Consider the following 17,808-nt stretch of genomic DNA (forward strand, 5'->3'; position numbering starts at 1 on the left):
GAAACCGGTCCCGACGGGCGGCCGCACGCGTGTGTCGGGGGTCTGTATACCGCCCGGTAGGAGTCCGTAGCCAGGGGTCGGACGCAAGGAACTGATGCGAGTAACCCGCCCTGCCCGCAAGGCCGTCGGCCGGGTCCGGCGGCCGGTGGCGGGCGGCCGCGCTGGAAGTCGGAAACCGATCGGTTTACACTGGCTCCGAACCGCCGGAAACCGATCGGTTTTCAGCGTCGCCGTCCCGTCTGGAGTGTGAGTGTCATGACCGCGATCAAGGACTCCGTCGTCCTCGTCACCGGTGGCAGCCGAGGTGTCGGAAAGGCCCTGGTGGAGGAGTTGTACGCACGTGGCGCGGGCAAGGTCTACGCCACCGCCCGCGACCCGCGCTCGGTCGCCCATCCCGACGCGGTGGCGCTGGCCCTGGAGGTCACCGACCCCGACTCGGTGGCCGCCGTGGCCGAGCAGGCCCAGGACGTCACCATCCTGGTGAACAACGCGGGCGTCGCCTCCGGCACCCGCTTCCTGACCTCCTCGCTCGACGACATCCGCGCCGAGTTCGAGACCAACTTCTACGGACCGCTGCTGCTCAGCCGCGCATTCGTCCCGCTGATCGAGCGCAACGGCGGCGGTCACATCCTGAACGTCCACTCGGTGCTGTCCTGGTTCGCCGAGGGCGGCGCCTACAGCGCCTCCAAGGCGGCCTTCTGGTCCCAGACCAACAGCCTCCGCCAGGCGCTCCAGCCGCGCGGCATCGGCGTCACCGGCCTGCACATGGGCTACGTCGACACCGACATGGCGGCCCACGTCGACGGGCCCAAGACGAGCCCGCGGGACATCGCCTCGGCCGCCCTCGACGGCGTCGAGTCGGACGCCTACGAGGTGCTCGCCGACGACCTCACCCGCTGGGTCAAGGGCGCTCTGTCCGGCGATCCGGCCGCCATGTACGAGCAGCTCGCCGCCCGGTGACCTGGGCTCCGGGCCCGTCCGCCGGCCTCCCGCCGCGACCCCGCGGCGGGAGGGCCGTCGAAAAAACCGCTGCCGAAGGGTTGTCGCCCAGTTGCCTCACCACTTAAATCAAAACCTGAACTAAGCAGTGGGGCGTGCCGGTTGAGTGCGTCCCGTGCCCACTTCAGGGAGCCGCTGATGAGACTGAGATCGCTGGGCGTCGCGCTCGCCGCCATGGCAGCGCTGCTCGCCCTACCCACCGTGCACGCCCCGGCGGCCCAGGCCGCAGACACCCTGCTGTCCCAGGGGAAGACGGCCACCGCCTCCTCCGAGGAGAACGGCGGAACCGTCGCGGCCAACGCGGTGGACGGCAACACCGGTACCCGCTGGTCGTCCGCCTTCACCGACGACCAGTGGCTCCAGGTCGACCTCGGCGCCAGCGCCACGGTCAGCCAGGTGGTCCTCAACTGGGAGGCCGCCTACGGCAAGGACTACAAGGTCCAGATCTCCGCCAACGGCAGCAGCTGGACCGACCTCAAGTCGGTCACCGGCGGTGACGGCGGCAACGACACGCTCGCCGTGTCCGGACAGGGCCGCTACGTCCGGATGCAGGGCGTGCACCGTGCGACCCAGTACGGCTACTCGCTCTGGGAGTTCCAGGTCTTCGGCACCACCACCGGCACCCCGCCGGTCCAGGGCGGCGGCGACCTCGGCCCCAACGTGATCGTCGTCGACCCGTCGACCCCCAACCTCCAGGCGAAGTTCGACTCCGTCTTCGCCCAGCAGGAGTCGGCGCAGTTCGGCAGCGGCCGCTACCAGTTCCTGCTGAAGCCGGGCACCTACAACGGCATCAACGCCCAGATCGGTTTCTACACCTCGATCTCCGGTCTCGGTCTCAACCCCGACGACACGCAGATCAACGGTGACGTCACGGTCGACGCCGGCTGGTTCAACGGCAACGCCACGCAGAACTTCTGGCGTTCGGCGGAGAACCTCGCCATCACGCCGTCGAACGGGACGGACCGGTGGGCCGTGGCTCAGGCGGCCCCCTTCCGCCGGGTTCACGTCAAGGGCGGTCTCAACCTGGCGCCGAACGGCTACGGCTGGGCCTCCGGCGGCTACATCGCCGACTCGAAGATCGACGGCACCGTCGGTCCGTACTCCCAGCAGCAGTGGTACACCCGCGACAGCTCGGTCGGCGGCTGGACCAACGGCGTCTGGAACATGACCTTCACCGGTGTCCAGGGCGCGCCCGCGACCAACTTCGACTCCGGCCCGTACACCACGCTGGACACCACCCCCGTCTCGCGCGAGAAGCCGTTCCTGTACCTGGACGGCAGCACGTACAAGGTCTTCGTCCCGGCCAAGCGCACCAACGCCCGGGGCGTGTCCTGGCCGGCCAACGCGGGCAGCTCCATCCCGCTGGACCAGTTCTACGTCGTCAAGGCCGGCGCCACCGCGGCCACCATCAACCAGGCTCTCGCCCAGGGCCTCAACCTGCTCTTCACCCCGGGCGTCTACCACCTCAACCAGACCATCAACGTGACCCGCGCCAACACCGTCGTGCTCGGCCTGGGCCTGGCCACCCTGGTCCCGGACAACGGCATCGACGCCATGCACGTGGCCGACGTCGACGGCGTCAAGCTCGCCGGGTTCCTGATCGACGCGGGCTCGGTCAACTCCGACACCCTGCTGCGGATCGGCGACCCGGGCTCCACCGCCGACCACTCCGCCAACCCGACCAGCATGCAGGACGTGTTCGTCCGCGTCGGCGGTGCCGGACCCGGCCTGGCGACCAACTCCGTGGTCGTCAACAGCAACAACGTCCTCATCGACCACACCTGGCTGTGGCGCGCCGACCACGGCACCGGGGTCGGATGGAACACCAACCGCGCCGACTACGGCCTCCGGGTCAACGGCAACGACGTCCTCGCCACCGGACTGTTCGTCGAGCATTTCAACAAGTACGACGTCTACTGGCAGGGCGAGAGAGGCCGCACCATCTTCTTCCAGAACGAGAAGGCCTACGACGCCCCGAACGCCGCCGCCATCACCCATGACGGCGTCGTCGGATACGCGGCCTACAAGGTCGCCGACACCGTGACCAACCACGAGGCGTGGGGCCTGGGCAGCTACTGCAACTACACGGCCGATCCGTCGATCGTGCAGTCCAACGGCTTCCAGGTGCCGACCGGTTCCGGAATCAAGATGCACGACCTGCTGGTGATCTCGCTCGGCGGTATGGGCCAGTACGCCCACGTCGTCAACAACACGGGATCGCCGACGTCGGGGACCAGCACCACCCCCTCCAAGGTGACGCAGTTCCCGTAGCCGGTCAGGCCGCCGTCCGCCGGGCCGGACGCCGCAGCAGCAGCCGTCGGGCCGGCCGTTCCACGCCCTCGTAGAGGAGCCAGGACAGGCCGAGCGACACGGCGAACGCGACGACGGCGGCGGCCGAGCCGGTGAGCGGGCCGAAACGCGGGCGGGTACCGAGCAGGTGGGTACCCGTCCGCAGCACCAGCAGATGGACCATGTAGAACGCGAACGACAGCTCTCCCAGGCGCACCAGCCACCGGCGCCGCCACAGCGAGGGCAGCCCGCGCAGGTCCGCGAGGGCCGCCGCCGGGATGAGCAGCGCGAAACCCGTGATGGTGCACGCGGTCGCCGCGTACTCGGCGGTGAACTGCGGGACCAGGAAGTAGCCGACGACCGCCAGCGCGAGCGAGGCCTCCAGACCCGGGCCGCGCCAGCGGCCGAGCAGCACCAGCCGCGCGGCGGCGGCGCCGAGCACGAACTCCGGCAGCCGGGCCGCCGGGAAGGAACTGATCGGCTGGGTCCACCAGTGGTGGGCGTCGGTCCCGGCCAGCGCGAACACGGCGAGGACGGAGACGCCGGCCAGCAGCCGGGCGCCCCGCACGTCCAGCCGGCGCAGCAGCAGGGCCAGCAGCGGGAAGGCGGCGTAGAAGAACGCCTCGCAGGCCAGCGACCAGCTGACCGGGTCCAGCGTCTGCCACCACGGCCGCCACCAGGAGTGCACCAGGAAGACGTCGGCCAGGCCCTGGGGCAGGGTCGGCCGCGGCTGCCGGGGCAGGGTGAGCGCCATCAGCAGGGCGATCGCCGCGGTCACCAGGTGCACCGGGTAGACGCGGGCGACGCGCCGCCACCAGAACCGCCCCGGCCGGTCGCCCGGCCGCGCCGACCACATCAGTACGAACCCGGACAGCACGAAGAAGAACGACACCCCGGACGCGCCGGCCTCGAACCCCCACGACACGAAACGGGCGCCGGTGCCGCCGAAATAGCGGAAGTTGTGCACGTGCAGACCGAAGACCAGCAGCGCGGCCATCCAGCGGAGCCCGGTGAGGGACGGCAGCGAGGGTGCGGGGGCGGACGGCTGGGTGCGGGAGGGCGGAGCGGCGGCCGGAGCGGTCAGCGGGGCCTTGGTCGCCGTCGTCATCGGGTCACCTGCCGGAGGGTTCGCGCGTGGAGCATGGAACGGACGTTGCCCGTTCCGCACCTTTCATTCCGGCCTCGCACGAAACATCACACCAACGCCGAGCCGGGGCGGCCGGATGGGCGCGTGCGACCCTACCCGGACGGCCGGTACCGGCCGACGCCCCCGCGCGCCGCCGCACCCCCCGCCCGCACGCCCCGGCCCGTGCGGGCCCGGCACGGACGGCGCACCGAAACACCGGCGCACGAACGGGTGATGCGGCCCTTCGCCGACTTGACGCCGTCAGGACCGGGAGCGGGTGGCGGCGGCGGTGCGCCTCCCGTCGGCCGGTGTACTGCGGAGCTCGGACGGTGGGACCAGGGCCGCGGACGGAGTCGACGACGGCGTGCGGCCGGGGTCCCGGGCGGCGCGGCTGCGCTCCGGCGTGACGCTCGGACGCGGTGTCCGGGCGCTCGGCGCCGGGGACGCCGGGACGCGGTGCGGTGCCGTCGGGCCGACGGCCGGCGGCGCGAGCGGGACCTGCGGGGTGACCGGCGCCGAGGGGGCCGTCAGCCGCATCGGCAGCGCGATCAGGAGGGCCACGGCGCAGGTCGCTCCGGCCCCCGCCGCCACGCGCAGCAGCCGGCGGCGGCCCGCGGCACGCCGGATCTCCTCGTAGCGGCCCGGCGGCGGGCCGAGATGGGCGGCCGGCGGCCGCAGGACGACGGTGAGCGGATCGTCGGGGCCGTCGAACTCCGGCTCCTCGTCAAGGCGTGTGATCAAGGCTTCTCCTCAGATGGCCGCGGAGCAGTTCACGGGCCGCGTGCAGATCGGCCTTGACGGTTCCCTCCTTGCGTCCGGTCAGCTCGGACACCTCCCGGATCGGCATGTCAGCGTAGTAGTGCAGCAGGATCGGGACCCGCAGTCGCTCCGGCAGCGACTGCACCAGCAGCCGTACCGAGGGGTCGGCCTGCTCGGGGTGCGGGCGGGTCGCGGCGTCCGAGCCGACGCGGCGCACGGTCCGGCGCTCGCGCTCCAGCTTGCGCCAGTGGTCCCGGACCAGGTTGGCCGCGGTGACGTAGAGGAAACCGCGGGGCTCCTCCACCGACGTCCACCGGGCCCACAGCCGGGTGAAGGCCTCCGAGGCGATCTCGTGGGCCGTCTCGTCGTCGTCGACCAGGCGGCGGCACCAGCCGGCCAGGCGCGGGTACAGGGCGGCGAACAGCTCCGACGCCGCCTTGTCACGGGACCGTTTCAACGTTCTCCAGGGTCGAGGGGCTCATCGTGGGCGATGAGGAGGATGCGGGACCGGCCGGACGCGTTCCGCCGGTCCCGCACCGCCGTGCCGGTGGTCAGGCGGTCGTGCCGGTCAGCGAGGCGAAGACGATCACGTTGTCGAGGTAGCCGTCGCCGCCGCGCGGGCCGCCGCAGGTGATCAGCCGCAGCTCGGGGCGGTCCACGTCGCCGTACACGTCGTCCGTGGGGAACGCGGACTTGGCGACCGTACGCACCTCGTCGACGGTGAACACCGCCGACCGGCCGTTCTCCAGACGCGCCACCGCCCGCTCGCCCCGGCGCAGCTCCGCGAGCCGGCGGAAGACGCCGTCGCCGTAGCTGCCGACCGTGACGTGGCCGAGGATCACCGACGGGCCGACCTGCCCCGGGGTGGGGGAGTGGCGGTACCAGCCGGCCCGGTCGTGCGCGGTGACCGGCGGCACCTGCACCGTGCCGTCGGCCGCCAGCCCGAGCCGCAGCAGCGGGGTGTCCACGCCGATCGCCGGGATGCGCAGCCGGACCGGCACGGAACGCCCGAGCGCGGCCGGCGTGACGGACGGGACGGGCGCGGACGGCCGCTCGTCGCGGACGGCGCCCGCCGTGCGGTGGGCGGTCGGCCCCGCGCAGCCCGCGAGCAGCGAGACCGTGGCCGCGGAGACGAAGGCGCGCCTGGAGAGCGAGGTCATGCCCCGGTCGCCCGGCGGCGGCGCACGGTGACCAGGACGGCGCCCGCGGCGAGCACCGCCGCCGCGCCGCCGCCGATCAGGGCGTTCTCCGTCCCGGAGTCCGAGGACGGCTCGGCCACCCCGGTGTCGGGCGCGCCCGCGGGCACGGCCGCGACCTGGCCGCGGTCCCGGGCCGGGGCGGGGGTGGAGGCCCGGGTGGGCTCGGCGGACCGCGCCTCGGAGGGGGCGGCGGAGGGCTCCGCGGAGGTGGCGGGGGTCGGCGTCGCGGTACGGACCGGGCGCGGGGTGGAGCCGTCGGCGAACGCGGGCACGGTGCCGCCGAGGACGGCGGTACAGGCCAGTGCCGTGGCGGCCAGGACAGTTCGGCGCATGGAGACGCTCTCTTTCGTCGGCCCGCGGTGGTCGGCGCGGGCTGCGTAACGGATCGAGCGGAGAGACGACCCGGCGCCGGGACAGGTTGTAAAGAGATGGCAAAGCCGGTGGGCGGGGTGGCGGCGGGAGGCCGGGCCGTGGTCGGTGTTCTCCGGGCCGTCGCCAGACTTGAATGGTTTGTTTTCTTGAATCACTCGTGTTTGTGGGGGTAGGTTGGCCGCCATGACCGCATCCCAGCCCCCGACCACCGCCGACGAGCTCCGTGGTGTCGGCCTGCGGGTGACGGCCGCCCGCGTCGCGCTGCTGGAGACCGTCCGCGGCGGTGACCACCTCGATGTCGAAGGGGTCGCCTCGGGCGTTCGTGAGCGCGTAGGCCACATATCGCTCCAAGCCGTGTACGACGCGCTGCACGCGCTCACCACGGCCGGACTCATACGCCGTATCGAACCGGCCGGCAGCCCGGCCCGGTTCGAGGGACGCGTCGGCGACAACCACCACCACGTCCTGTGCCGGTCCTGCGGCGCCGTCGCCGACGTCGACTGCGCGGTCGGCGACGCGCCGTGCCTGACCGCCTCGGACGACCACGGCTTCGCCATCGACGAGGCCGAGGTCATCTACTGGGGCCTGTGCCCCGCCTGCTCCACCGTCACTGATTCATGAGTATGTCGATCCGCCCCCTCCGGAAGGATTTCCCCCATGTCTGAGACCCAGGAGAACGCCGCGGGCACGTGCCCGGTCGCGCACGACCGGGCGCCCCACCCCACCCAGGGTGGCGGCAACCGCCAGTGGTGGCCCGAGGGGCTCAACCTGAAGATCCTTGCCAAGAACCCCGCCGTCTCGAACCCGCTCGACGAGGGTTTCGACTACGCGCAGGCGTTCCAGGGCCTTGATCTCGCGGCCGTGAAACGGGACATCGCGGAGGTGCTCACCACCTCGCAGGACTGGTGGCCGGCCGACTTCGGCAACTACGGCCCGCTGATGATCCGGATGGCCTGGCACAGCGCGGGCACCTACCGCATCTCCGACGGCCGCGGCGGCGCCGGCGCCGGCCAGCAGCGCTTCGCCCCGCTCAACAGCTGGCCGGACAACGGCAACCTGGACAAGGCCCGCCGCCTGCTGTGGCCGGTCAAGAAGAAGTACGGCCAGGCCATCTCCTGGGCCGACCTGATGATCCTCACCGGCAACGTGGCCCTGGAGTCGATGGGCTTCGAGACCTTCGGCTTCGGCGGCGGCCGCGTGGACGTCTGGGAGCCGGAGGACGACGTCTACTGGGGTCCCGAGAAGGTCTGGCTCGACGACCAGCGCTACACCGGTGACCGCGACCTGGAGAGCCCGCTCGGCGCCGTCCAGATGGGCCTCATCTACGTCAACCCCGAGGGCCCCAACGGCAACCCGGACCCGATCGCCGCGGCCCGCGACATCCGTGAGACCTTCCGCCGGATGGCGATGAACGACGAGGAGACCGTCGCCCTCATCGCCGGCGGCCACACCTTCGGCAAGACGCACGGCGCCGGCCCCGCGGAGAACGTGGGCGCCGAGCCGGAGGGCGCGCCGATGGAGCAGCAGGGCCTGGGCTGGAAGAGCACCTACGGCACCGGCAAGGGCGGCGACGCGATCACCAGCGGTCTGGAGGTCACCTGGACCACCAAGCCCACCCAGTGGAGCAACGACTTCTTCGGCATCCTCTTCGGCTACGAGTGGGAGCTGACCCAGAGCCCCGCCGGCGCCAACCAGTGGGTCGCCAAGGACGCCGAGGCGATCATCCCCGACGCGCACGACGCGTCGAAGAAGAAGCTCCCGACGATGCTCACCACCGACCTGTCGCTGCGCTTCGACCCGATCTACGAGCCCATCTCCCGCCGGTTCCACGAGAACCCGCAGGAGTTCGCGGACGCCTTCGCCCGCGCCTGGTTCAAGCTGACCCACCGTGACATGGGCCCGAAGTCCCTGTACCTCGGCCCGGAGGTCCCGGCGGAGACCCTGCTGTGGCAGGACCCGCTGCCGGCCGCCGAGGGCGAGGCCGTCGACGCCGCCGACGTGTCGGCCCTGAAGGCCAAGCTCCTCGACTCCGGCCTGACGGTCGCCCAGCTGGTCTCCGCCGCCTGGGCGTCGGCCTCGACGTACCGCGGCAGCGACAAGCGCGGCGGTGCCAACGGCGCCCGGATCCGCCTGGAGCCGCAGCGCGGCTGGGAGGTCAACGACCCCGAGGAGCTGGCGCAGGTCCTGCGCGTCCTGGAGGGTGTCCAGCAGGAGTTCAACTCCGGTGCGAAGAAGGTCTCCCTCGCCGACCTCATCGTCCTCGGCGGTGCCGCCGCCGTGGAGAAGGCCGCCCAGGCCGCCGGTGTGGACATCGAGGTGCCCTTCACCCCGGGCCGGGTCGACGCGACCGACGAGCACACGGACGCCGAGTCCTTCGCGGCCCTGGAGCCGACGGCCGACGGCTTCCGCAACTACCTCGGCAAGGGCAACCGCCTGCCGGCCGAGTACCTGCTCCTGGACCGCGCCAACCTGCTCGGCCTCAGCGCCCCCGAACTGACCGTCCTGGTCGGCGGTCTGCGCGTGCTCGGCGCCAACACCGGCGGCTCCAAGCACGGTGTCCTCACCGAGACCCCGGGCGTGCTGACCAACGACTTCTTCGCCAACCTGCTCGACATGGGCACGGAGTGGAAGTCGACCTCCGAGGACCAGACCACGTTCGAGGGCCGCGACCTGGCCACCGGCGCGGTCAAGTGGACCGGCACCCGTGCCGACCTGGTCTTCGGCTCCAACTCCGAGCTGCGCGCGGTCGCCGAGGTCTACGCGAGCGACGACGCCAAGGAGAAGTTCGTGCGGGACTTCGTCGCCGCCTGGGCGAAGGTCGCCGACGCGGACCGGTTCGACCTGATCTGATCCCGGCGACGCCCGGGACCTGACGCCCGGGCCGGCCTCCACCGGCCGGCCCGGGCGTCCTCGCGTCCGCGTGCGCCACCGTCCGGTGTCAACTCCCCATAGCCTGCTGCGCATCGGCGGTTCTTTACCGCACCATGACCTCGACTCCCGCTGTTCGTCTATCCGGGCGTCCGGCACCTCACCGGCACGGTCACCGCGGGCACGGTCCTCGACCGCACAGCCGTGGAACGCCTGGTGGTCCTCGGCGCGCCGGCCGCCGGACTCCCGCCCGGCGCGCGCATCCTGACGCAGGACCACGTCCGCCCGGAGTGGCGTGACGGCGTCCTGACCCTGGCCCTGGTCCCGGCCGCGGGCGGCCTGCTGGCGCCCTTCGAGGTACCCGATCCCACACCCTGCTGCGCGGACCATCCCTGACACGCGGGTAATCCCTTAGTGACATGGCCTGGTCAATTCTGTCAGGCTTCGGACTCGCACCACCCAGAGCGCGTGACCCGTGGCCGTCCCCGGCGCACCCCAGCCGGCCGGGCGGCCACCGAGCAGACCGGGACCCCGGTCGCCGCAAAGGAGTTTCGTGTGAGATCGACCCCCCACAAGGCCTTCGTCACCAGTGCGTTGGCCGTCGCGGCACTGGCCGCGGCCCTGCTCCCCGGCAGTACGGCGTCGGCCGCCGCGCAGGCGGCCTGCACCCCGGCCCAGGTGGTCGCCAACGGCGGATTCGAGAGCGGAACCTCGCCCTGGACGCAGTCGTCGACCAGCGTGATCACCAGCCGCACCGGGCAGAGCGCCCACGGCGGCACCAGCTTCGCCTGGCTCGACGGCGTCGGCGGCACGCACACCGACACGCTCTCCCAGAGCGTCACGATCCCGTCCGGGTGCAGCAGCGCCACCCTCACCTTCTGGCTGCACGTCGACACCGCCGAGACGACGTCGTCCACCGCGTACGACAAGCTCACGGCGAAGATCGGCAGCACGACCCTGGCGACGTACTCGAACCTGAACAAGGCCACCGGCTACGTCCAGAAGTCCTTCGACGTCTCGGCGTTCGCCGGCCAGACCGTGAGCCTCGCCTTCACCGGCACCGAGGACTCCAGCCTCCAGACGAGCTTCGTCCTGGACGACATCGCCCTGAACGCCTCCGGCGACACCGCCCCGCCGGCCGACTCGACGCGCACGCCGGCCGCCCCGGCGTACACGGTCAGCCTCAGCAGCAACACCGCCGGCACCGTGTGGACCGGACACGAGAGCGCGACCTTCACCAACGCCTCGGCCACCGCGCTCACCGAGGTCTACCTGCGGCTGTGGGACAACTACCACGGCACCTGCTCCGCGCCGCCGATCACGGTCACCAACGTCACCGGCGGCACCGCGGGCGCCCTGTCGGTGGCCTGCACGGCCCTCCAGATCGCGCTGCCGACCCCGCTGGCGCAGGGCCAGTCGACCACGATCGGCTTCGACCTCGGGATCACCGTCCCGAGCGGCGCCGACCGGTTCGGCCACGACGGCGCCTTCAACATGATCGGCAACGCGCTGCCGGTCCTCGCGGTCAAGGACGGCTCGGGCTGGCACCTGGACCCGTACACCAACAACGGCGAGTCGTTCTACTCGCTGGCCGCCGACTTCAAGGTGACCCTGGACCACCCCACCAGCCTCCTGGTGCCGGCCACGGGCACCTCGACCGACACCCCCGGCACCAGCGGTCGTACCGTCACCACCGCGACCGCCTCCAAGGTCCGTGACTTCGCCTGGGCGGCCGGGCCCTTCAGCAAGATCTCCGGCACCTCGCCCGGCGGCGTCCCGGTCAACATCTACTCGGTCTCGGGCATCAGTTCCTCCAACGCCCAGTCCATGCTCAGCACCGCCAAGTCCGCCGTCGACGCCCACGCCGGCCGCTTCGGGGCGTACCCGTACGGCGAGCTGGACGCGGTCATCGACAACAACTTCTGGTTCGGCGGCATGGAGTACCCGGGCTTCGTCCTCGACCTGGTCAGCACCACCGCGCTCACCCACGAGATCGGCCACCAGTGGTGGTACGGCATCGTCGGCGACGACAAGTACAACAGCCCCTGGCTGGACGAGGCGTTCACCGACTACGCGACCGACCTCGCGCAGGGGCTGAGCGGCACCAACTGCTGGAACAGCGTGTCCTGGGCCTCCTCGGCCGAGAAGATCACCAACTCGATGGCCTACTGGGACGCCCACTCCTCCCGCTACTCCACCGTCGTCTACGGCTACGGCAAGTGCGCCCTGCACGACCTGCGCCGCCTCATCGGCGACAGCGCCATGACCACGCTGCTGCGGAACTACGCCAGTGCGCACTGGTACGGCGTCTCCACCACCGCCGAGTTCAAGGCGGCGGCGCAGGCGGCCACCAGCACCGACCTGACGTCGTTCTGGACCACCCACCGCATCGACGGCTGACGCACACCGCTCCACGGGTCCGGGACCGGCACCACCGTGCCGGTCCCGGACCTCTCGCGTTCCGGGCGCCGCCCTCTTCCCCCGTGCGGCGCACCCCCGTCGCCCGAAGGGACCAGCGGAACGTGCGTCACTCGTACGGCGGGCCCGGCGTGCAGCCGATCGCGCGACCCGGAAGCCTAGGATCCGTGACCGGACAAACAGGACATCTCGCCTTGTCCGGGAGGGGCGGGGCCGTACCTCACGACTGAAGGAGTCGGGATGTCGCACCGCGCCGGGAGGACCCGCTGGCGGCTCTTCGGGGTGGTCCTGGTGCCCGCCGTCGCCGCGTGCGCGACCGTCGGCATCGGCATGGCGCAGGGTGTGCTCGCCGCGTCCTTCTTCGTCTCCGGCGAGAAGTTCCAGGTCACCGCCGACTCGCTGACGGCCCGGGGCGTCAGCCTCTACAGCATGATCGACGTGACCAGGAAGCGCGAACTCATCCCCGTCGTGGTCACCGGCTTCCGGCACGCGACGATCAGCGGCCTGTGCGAGGCCATCACGGTCGACGTCCCCGTGCTGGGCACCCAGACCCTCCTCATCAGCGGCGGCGACAAGCGGCTCGTCGGGGCGACGGACCTGTTCCTCGACGCCACCGCCGAGGCCGCCGCGCAGGCGAACTTCACCGGCCTCGACATCGGAGTCGCCCAGGGCGCCATCTCCAAGGGCCCGGTCAGATCCGGTGACCGCGACTCCCGGTTCTTCAACCCCGACGGCGTCGGCCTGCAGTCCACGTCGGTCACCCTCACCGACGTACGGGTCAACACGGTCGCGGTGTCCGCCGGCACCCTGAACATCCCCGGACTGCGGATCCGCATCGAATCGGGCGCCCGTTCATGCCCCTGACCCGGCGGACCGCGGCGGCCCTGATCAGGACGGGCCGAGTGATCAACCCCATCGGCAGGCGCCGCGAACTGCTCGCCGCGGCACCGGAGCTGCGCCGCAGGTTCCGTGACTGGCGCGGTGAACGCCCCTTCTGGGCGGGCCTGTTCACCTTCGCCGCCGGACTGCCCATCCTCTACTGGCCCTACGCGAGACTGGACCTGGCCGGCATCCCGCTCGCCCTGTCGACCACCTCGGGCGCCGGGGCGCTGGTGATCGGGATCCTGCTCCTGGTGCTGGGCGTCTCCCTGTGCTGCCGCCCGCACCTGAGGGTCTTCGCGGGCGTCGCCACCCTCCTGCTCGCCGTCATCTCCTTCCCCGTCGCCAACTTCGGCGGCCTCTTCCTGGGCGTCGCCTGCGGCCTGGTCGGCGGCTCCCTGGCCTGCGCCTGGCTGCCGCCCGAGGCCGACGCGGGCCCGTCCGTCCAGCACGACGGCACGGCCACGGCTGTCGCGGCGGCGGAGGGTCCCGGTGCCGACCGCTGACGACGGCGCGAGCGCGCGCACCGGCGGACCCGGCCGTCAGCACCGGGGCCGTACCACCATCGCGCTCGCCCGCGCGTCCGCGCCGCTCGCCTGCGCGGCGGCCGTGGCCTGCCTGTCCCTGTCCCTGTTCCCGCACCCGGCGGCGAGCGGCCGGCAGGCGCCCGCCGGCGCGCCGCGGCCCGGCCCGTCCGCCGCCGACAAGGGCTCCCTGGTGCTGCGTGCGGACCGGCTCGTGCTGCGCGGCGCCAGGTTCCACGGGACCGTCACCATGCGCACCGCGACGGGCACCGTCCGGGCCGTGAAGCTCACCGTGCGGTCGCTGGACGCCGTCGACCTCGACCTCACCGCGGGCCGGGGCCGCGCGGCGCTGCGGCTGCGGGCCCGGCCCGCGACCACTGCCACGCTCAAGGGGCAGGGCGCCACGGGCGTGGTCACCCTCTACGTCCGCAGGCTGACCGGCCGGGTCACCGGCGTCGGCGGCGGTCCGCTCCCGGCGCGCCGTGCCGTCGCCGTCACACCGGACGCCGTCCCCCGCTGGCTCGCGCGTCCCGCCGGCCGGGCCCGCACGATCACCCTCGTCTCGGCGACCGTCACCCAGGTCGTGCAGCGCGGCGGCCGGCTGTCCGTCAAGGGCGCCGAGCTGCGGGCCGCCTCCGGTTGATCACGCGGCCGGCAGCGGCCGGACCGTGAGGATCTGCGTCGCGTGCCCGACCGGGCCGTCCACGTCGTGCAGGACGGTGCTGGTGAGCCCCTGTCCGGTGGGACCGAAGCTGACCTTGGTGTCCAGCCCCGTCCAGATCCCCCGGGGCTGGCGGTGCAGGTGGACGGTCAGATCGACGTTCGGGAACATCCACTCGGTGGGCGACCGGCGTACGGCGATGCCGTTGGCGGTGTCGACCAGGGTGAGGAACGAGGCGAGCGGACCGACCCGGACCCCGGCGACCAGGTCCACGGGCGAGGAGATCCAGGCGGCCGTGCGGCCGGGGCGGCGCGGCCCGACCGGGCGGATCTCCACGGAGCCGATGTAGCCGCCGGGCCACAGCTCGCCCGCCGGCCACGGGGCGAGGGAGTCGGGCGCGGCGAGACGGTCGTCGGGGCCGCCGGCCACCGCGGCGGTGTCCAGCTCGGCCAGGTACCAGGCGCGGGCCCGCAGGACCGTACGGCCGGAGATCCGCACGACCGCTTCGAGGAGTTCGATGGTGCGTCCGGGGCGGACCGTCTCCACCTCGATCTCGCACTCGTCCAGGGGCAGCCGGCCGAGGATGTCGTAGCTGATCCGGGACAGCAGCAGGCCGTTGTCCGGGCGGGCGGCCCGGTACCGGTCCAGGGCGTGCACGACGAGCCCCGACAGCGGGCTGAAGTGCTGCTCGTCCGGGGACCACGCGCCGCCCGCGCGGGGCGTCGGCTTGTAGCGGTGGTCGTCGACGGCCTCGAAGTAACTGCCCTGGGTCGCGGTCGGGATGGCCAACGGACGTCTCTCCTCACAGGCTGGACACCCGGGACGCCGCCGGCATCCGTGCCGTCGCGCCGGGTGAGAGGGTGCACACTGCACTCAGTGTGCCGGGGTGCGGTGCGCGGGCGTGGTCACGGGGTGCGGAAGCCGCGGAAGGTCACGTGCGCGCGGCTCACGAAGCCGAGCCGTTCGTACAGCGCGATCGCGCCGGTGTTCGCCTCCGCCGCGTGCAGGAAGGGACGTTCGTCCCGGGCCAGCGCGCGGGCGGCCAGCTCGCCGACCAGCCGGCCGGCGTGACCCCGGCCGCGCGCCTCGGGAGCGGTGCAGACCGCGCTGATCTCGGTCCATCCCGGCGGCCTGAGCCGCTCGCCTGCCATGGCGACCAGCGTGCCCCTCTCGCGGACGCCGAGGTAGGTGCCGAGTTCGCGGGTGCGCGGCCGGAACGGTCCCGGTGCGGTCCGCGCGACGAGCGCGAGCATCTCGGGGACGTCGGCCGCGCCGAGTTCGACCAGCTCGGTGCCGGCCGCCGGGGGAGCGGGCGCGGGCCGGAGGTCGCGGGGCCAGACCAGCTGCCGGCCTTCGAGGACGAACACCGGTTCCCAGTCGGCGGGCGGCGCCGCCGGGCAGTTGAACATGTCGGCGAAGGCGCCCGGACCGAGCAGCCGGGCCAGGTCGGCCCAGTCCTCGGGACCGGGGTCGGCGGACACCGACGAGAAGGTCGCGACGTCCGGCACGTAGCTCGCGGCCCGGCCGAGCCGCCGCCCCAGCGGGGCGTGGTGACCGTGCAGGGAGGCGCCCACCGGGTCGTCGAGTACGGCGGTCTCCTCGGCTGTCATCGTGCAACTCCCCGTTCGCCGTGCCGCTGTCGGTGCCGCCATGATCGTAACCAGCGGGCGCCGGGGAGCCCGCACGGGGCCGCGGCGACGCCCCCGGCACCGGGCCGGACGCGCCTCGGCACGGTCCGGGGAGGAGGACCGTGCCGAAGTCGCCGGGGCCGAACCGGGGTCAGGCGGCGGTGCGGTGCCTGCGGCGCAGCGTCAGGTACGTGCCGGTGGCGCCGGCGGCCACCAGGGCGCCCACGCCGAGGCCCACCGGGAGGGTCCCGGAGCCCGAGGCCGCGGCCGTGTCCACCATCGCCGGGCCCGGCGTGAGGTGCGTGCCGACCGGAGCCACGTGGCGGATCGGGCCGATGTGCCTGACGGAGCCGTTCGCGTTCAGCAGCACCTGCTTGCCGTTGGGGTGCCGGAAGTCGAACATGCCGGCCAGCGAGCCGGCGGTGGCGTCGAAGGAGTGGTCGCCGATGCGGCCGGTGCGCCAGTTGTCCTCGATGAAGCGGATCACCGACGACTGGTCGGTCCGCGTGTGGTCGACCTTGTTCACCTTGCTGTACGGCGAGATGACCAGCAGCGGCTGCCGGGTACCCGGGCCGCAGCGGTCGGCGTAGCCGCCGGACGCGGCCGGTCCCGCCTGGCAGGCCGGGCCGTCGGTGGCCTGGCCGTTGGAGCCGGGCGTGGAGTCCTTGGAGCCGTTGCGGGGCTTGGCGTAGGCGTGGTCGTACCAGCCGTCGGAGTCGTCGTAGGCGATGACGACCGCCGTGGACTTCCACTGGGGCGAGCTCTGCACGGCGTTGATCTCGTCGACGAGGAAGTGCTGCTCGTCGGTCGGGTCCGAGTAACCGGCGTGGCCGTCCTGGTACTCGCCTGCCTTGAGGAAGCTGACGGCCGGGAGCTTGCCCGCCCTGGCGGCCGCGGTGAAGTCGGTCAGGTCGTAGTTGTGGTTGGCCCGGCCGTCGTGGCCGATCTCGTCGACGTTCCTCGGCGCCACGTGGTGCGGGTTGGACGTCGACTTGTAGTACGAGAACGGGTTGTGGTGCGGGCTGTAGTCGACCACGGCGGCGCCGCCGACGTTGGTGTGCGTGGTGTCGCACTTGGCGTAGGAGCCCGACGTGCCGTTGTAGGCCGTCGACGGGCGGAAGCCGCCCTGGAACCAACCCCAGCTCACGCGCTTGGAGTTGAGCAGGTCACCGATGTTCCTGCCCTGGAGCGAGGCGAGCGCGCTGGTGCTGGTGTGGTCCTTGTCGGAGCAGTCGTCGAAGGCCGGGTCGGGGTCGTTGATGACCGTGCCGACGCCCTTGGCGTTCGGCGAGGCGATGGCGTACGAGTCGGGCGTCGCCGTCTGCCTGCCGGTCACGGAGTCGACCGAGACGGCGCCGTGCGTCTGGCCCGAGATCAGGTTGAGCGCGCCGGGCGTGGACGGGCCGTAGACCGAGCTGTAGGAACGGTCGTTGAGGGCGTACTGCTGGGCGTAGTTCCACAGCCCGGTGACGGTGTTGCCGTCGTAGTAGTCCATGACCAGTCCGGGCTCGCCGAACAGGCCGCCGCTGCACTTGTCGACCTCGGTGTTCTGTACGAACCGGTCGGCCCTGCCGCCGTCGTAGGCCAGCTGCTCGGGCCCGTAGGAGTGGTTCTGGTCGCAGGTCATGGCCTGCGAGGAGGAGAGCCGCTTGGGCGCGTACTGGTTGGGGTTCTTCGTCAGCAGCCCGGCGTGCGCGACGGTGTCGACGTCCTTCGGGGTCTTGCGGGACGCCGTGAACCGCGTGCCGTCGGTGTTCGCGGCCTTCGGGTAGGTCGCGAAGTAGTGGTCGAAGGAGATGTTCTCGTCGAACAGCACGACCACGTGCTTGATCGGTGTCGTGGTCGACGGCGTGCCGCCGTGCCCGGCGGGGACGGCCGCCCAGCTGGGCGCGGTGCCGCCGAGGACCGTGAGCGCGGCGGCGCCCGCGAGCGCCCCCAGGCTCCTGATCGCCGTTCGTCTTGCTGTCCTGGCCATGCGGGCTCACCCTCCGGGCATGAACGTCTCTGCGTCGTACAGGCAGGCATGTTTCGCCCGCTTCCCGGCGTCGCGGCGGAGCCGTGATGGCGGGCGGGTGAATACCGGGTC

The 17,808-nt window shown here is 72.4% G+C and carries 17 protein-coding genes; 9 read left to right on the forward strand and 8 right to left on the reverse strand.

What is annotated here, in order from left to right; all coding sequences use genetic code 11:
- The first annotated feature begins 255 nt into the window (after positions 1 to 255).
- Entirely contained in the window at positions 256 to 960 is a 705-nt protein-coding gene (locus ACIQOE_RS34535) for an SDR family oxidoreductase (protein WP_365558602.1), read from the forward strand.
- Between the two features lie 177 nt (positions 961 to 1,137).
- Positions 1,138 to 3,270, forward strand: coding sequence for a discoidin domain-containing protein (locus tag ACIQOE_RS34540; RefSeq protein ID WP_365576361.1), 2,133 nt, complete (start codon positions 1,138 to 1,140; stop codon positions 3,268 to 3,270).
- Positions 3,271 to 3,274: 4 nt separating this feature from the next.
- On the opposite strand, the gene ACIQOE_RS34545 is transcribed toward ACIQOE_RS34540, so the two are convergent.
- From ACIQOE_RS34545 to ACIQOE_RS34565, 5 genes are all read right to left on the reverse strand, one after another.
- The gene (locus ACIQOE_RS34545; RefSeq protein WP_401415676.1) at positions 3,275 to 4,396 is read right to left on the reverse strand and encodes an acyltransferase family protein; all 1,122 of its coding nucleotides are present in this window, start codon (positions 4,394 to 4,396) and stop codon (positions 3,275 to 3,277) included.
- A 279-nt stretch (positions 4,397 to 4,675) separates the two neighbouring features.
- A complete protein-coding gene (locus ACIQOE_RS34550) occupies positions 4,676 to 5,155 on the reverse strand; it encodes a hypothetical protein (RefSeq protein WP_401415678.1) in 480 nt (159 codons plus the stop codon).
- A complete protein-coding gene (locus ACIQOE_RS34555; protein WP_351323777.1) occupies positions 5,139 to 5,630 on the reverse strand; it encodes an RNA polymerase sigma factor in 492 nt (163 codons plus the stop codon). Before ACIQOE_RS34555 ends, ACIQOE_RS34550 begins: the two co-directional genes overlap by 17 nt.
- A gap of 94 nt (positions 5,631 to 5,724) precedes the next feature.
- Entirely contained in the window at positions 5,725 to 6,333 is a 609-nt protein-coding gene (locus ACIQOE_RS34560) for a class F sortase (protein WP_365558593.1), read from the reverse strand.
- Entirely contained in the window at positions 6,330 to 6,704 is a 375-nt protein-coding gene (locus ACIQOE_RS34565; RefSeq protein ID WP_351935988.1) for a sortase-dependent protein, read from the reverse strand. Before ACIQOE_RS34565 ends, ACIQOE_RS34560 begins: the two co-directional genes overlap by 4 nt.
- A 223-nt stretch (positions 6,705 to 6,927) precedes the next feature.
- Between ACIQOE_RS34565 and ACIQOE_RS34570 the strand changes: the two genes are divergently transcribed.
- From ACIQOE_RS34570 to ACIQOE_RS34600, 7 genes are all read left to right on the forward strand, one after another.
- Positions 6,928 to 7,365 (forward strand): Fur family transcriptional regulator, encoded by a 438-nt coding sequence (locus ACIQOE_RS34570; RefSeq protein ID WP_351323772.1) that lies wholly within the window; start codon positions 6,928 to 6,930, stop codon positions 7,363 to 7,365.
- 36 nt (positions 7,366 to 7,401) lie between these two features.
- Positions 7,402 to 9,594, forward strand: a complete 2,193-nt coding sequence (gene katG / locus ACIQOE_RS34575) for a catalase/peroxidase HPI (RefSeq protein WP_401415682.1) — start codon at positions 7,402 to 7,404, stop codon at positions 9,592 to 9,594.
- 222 nt (positions 9,595 to 9,816) lie between these two features.
- The gene (locus ACIQOE_RS34580; RefSeq protein WP_401415684.1) at positions 9,817 to 10,008 is read left to right on the forward strand and encodes a hypothetical protein; all 192 of its coding nucleotides are present in this window, start codon (positions 9,817 to 9,819) and stop codon (positions 10,006 to 10,008) included.
- 159 nt (positions 10,009 to 10,167) lie between these two features.
- A complete protein-coding gene (locus ACIQOE_RS34585; RefSeq protein WP_401415686.1) occupies positions 10,168 to 12,012 on the forward strand; it encodes a M1 family aminopeptidase in 1,845 nt (614 codons plus the stop codon).
- Between the two features lie 258 nt (positions 12,013 to 12,270).
- A complete protein-coding gene (locus ACIQOE_RS34590; RefSeq protein ID WP_351935991.1) occupies positions 12,271 to 12,894 on the forward strand; it encodes a DUF6230 family protein in 624 nt (207 codons plus the stop codon).
- A 38-nt stretch (positions 12,895 to 12,932) separates the two neighbouring features.
- Positions 12,933 to 13,415 (forward strand): DUF6114 domain-containing protein, encoded by a 483-nt coding sequence (locus tag ACIQOE_RS34595; protein WP_365558581.1) that lies wholly within the window; start codon positions 12,933 to 12,935, stop codon positions 13,413 to 13,415.
- Entirely contained in the window at positions 13,402 to 14,076 is a 675-nt protein-coding gene (locus ACIQOE_RS34600) for a hypothetical protein (RefSeq protein WP_401415690.1), read from the forward strand. Before ACIQOE_RS34595 ends, ACIQOE_RS34600 begins: the two co-directional genes overlap by 14 nt.
- Here the strand turns inward: ACIQOE_RS34600 and ACIQOE_RS34605 are convergent, their stop codons facing one another.
- From ACIQOE_RS34605 to ACIQOE_RS34615, 3 genes are all read right to left on the reverse strand, one after another.
- Positions 14,077 to 14,883 (reverse strand): thioesterase family protein, encoded by an 807-nt coding sequence (locus tag ACIQOE_RS34605; protein ID WP_401415692.1) that lies wholly within the window; start codon positions 14,881 to 14,883, stop codon positions 14,077 to 14,079. It abuts the gene before it with no gap.
- A gap of 116 nt (positions 14,884 to 14,999) precedes the next feature.
- Entirely contained in the window at positions 15,000 to 15,704 is a 705-nt protein-coding gene (locus ACIQOE_RS34610; RefSeq protein ID WP_401415694.1) for a GNAT family N-acetyltransferase, read from the reverse strand.
- A gap of 169 nt (positions 15,705 to 15,873) precedes the next feature.
- Positions 15,874 to 17,697 (reverse strand): alkaline phosphatase family protein, encoded by a 1,824-nt coding sequence (locus ACIQOE_RS34615; RefSeq protein ID WP_365558574.1) that lies wholly within the window; start codon positions 17,695 to 17,697, stop codon positions 15,874 to 15,876.
- Positions 17,698 to 17,808: the final 111 nt, after the last annotated feature.

Source organism: Streptomyces sp. NPDC091282 (genome assembly GCF_044757385.1).
Lineage (GTDB): Bacteria > Actinomycetota > Actinomycetes > Streptomycetales > Streptomycetaceae > Streptomyces > Streptomyces gramineus.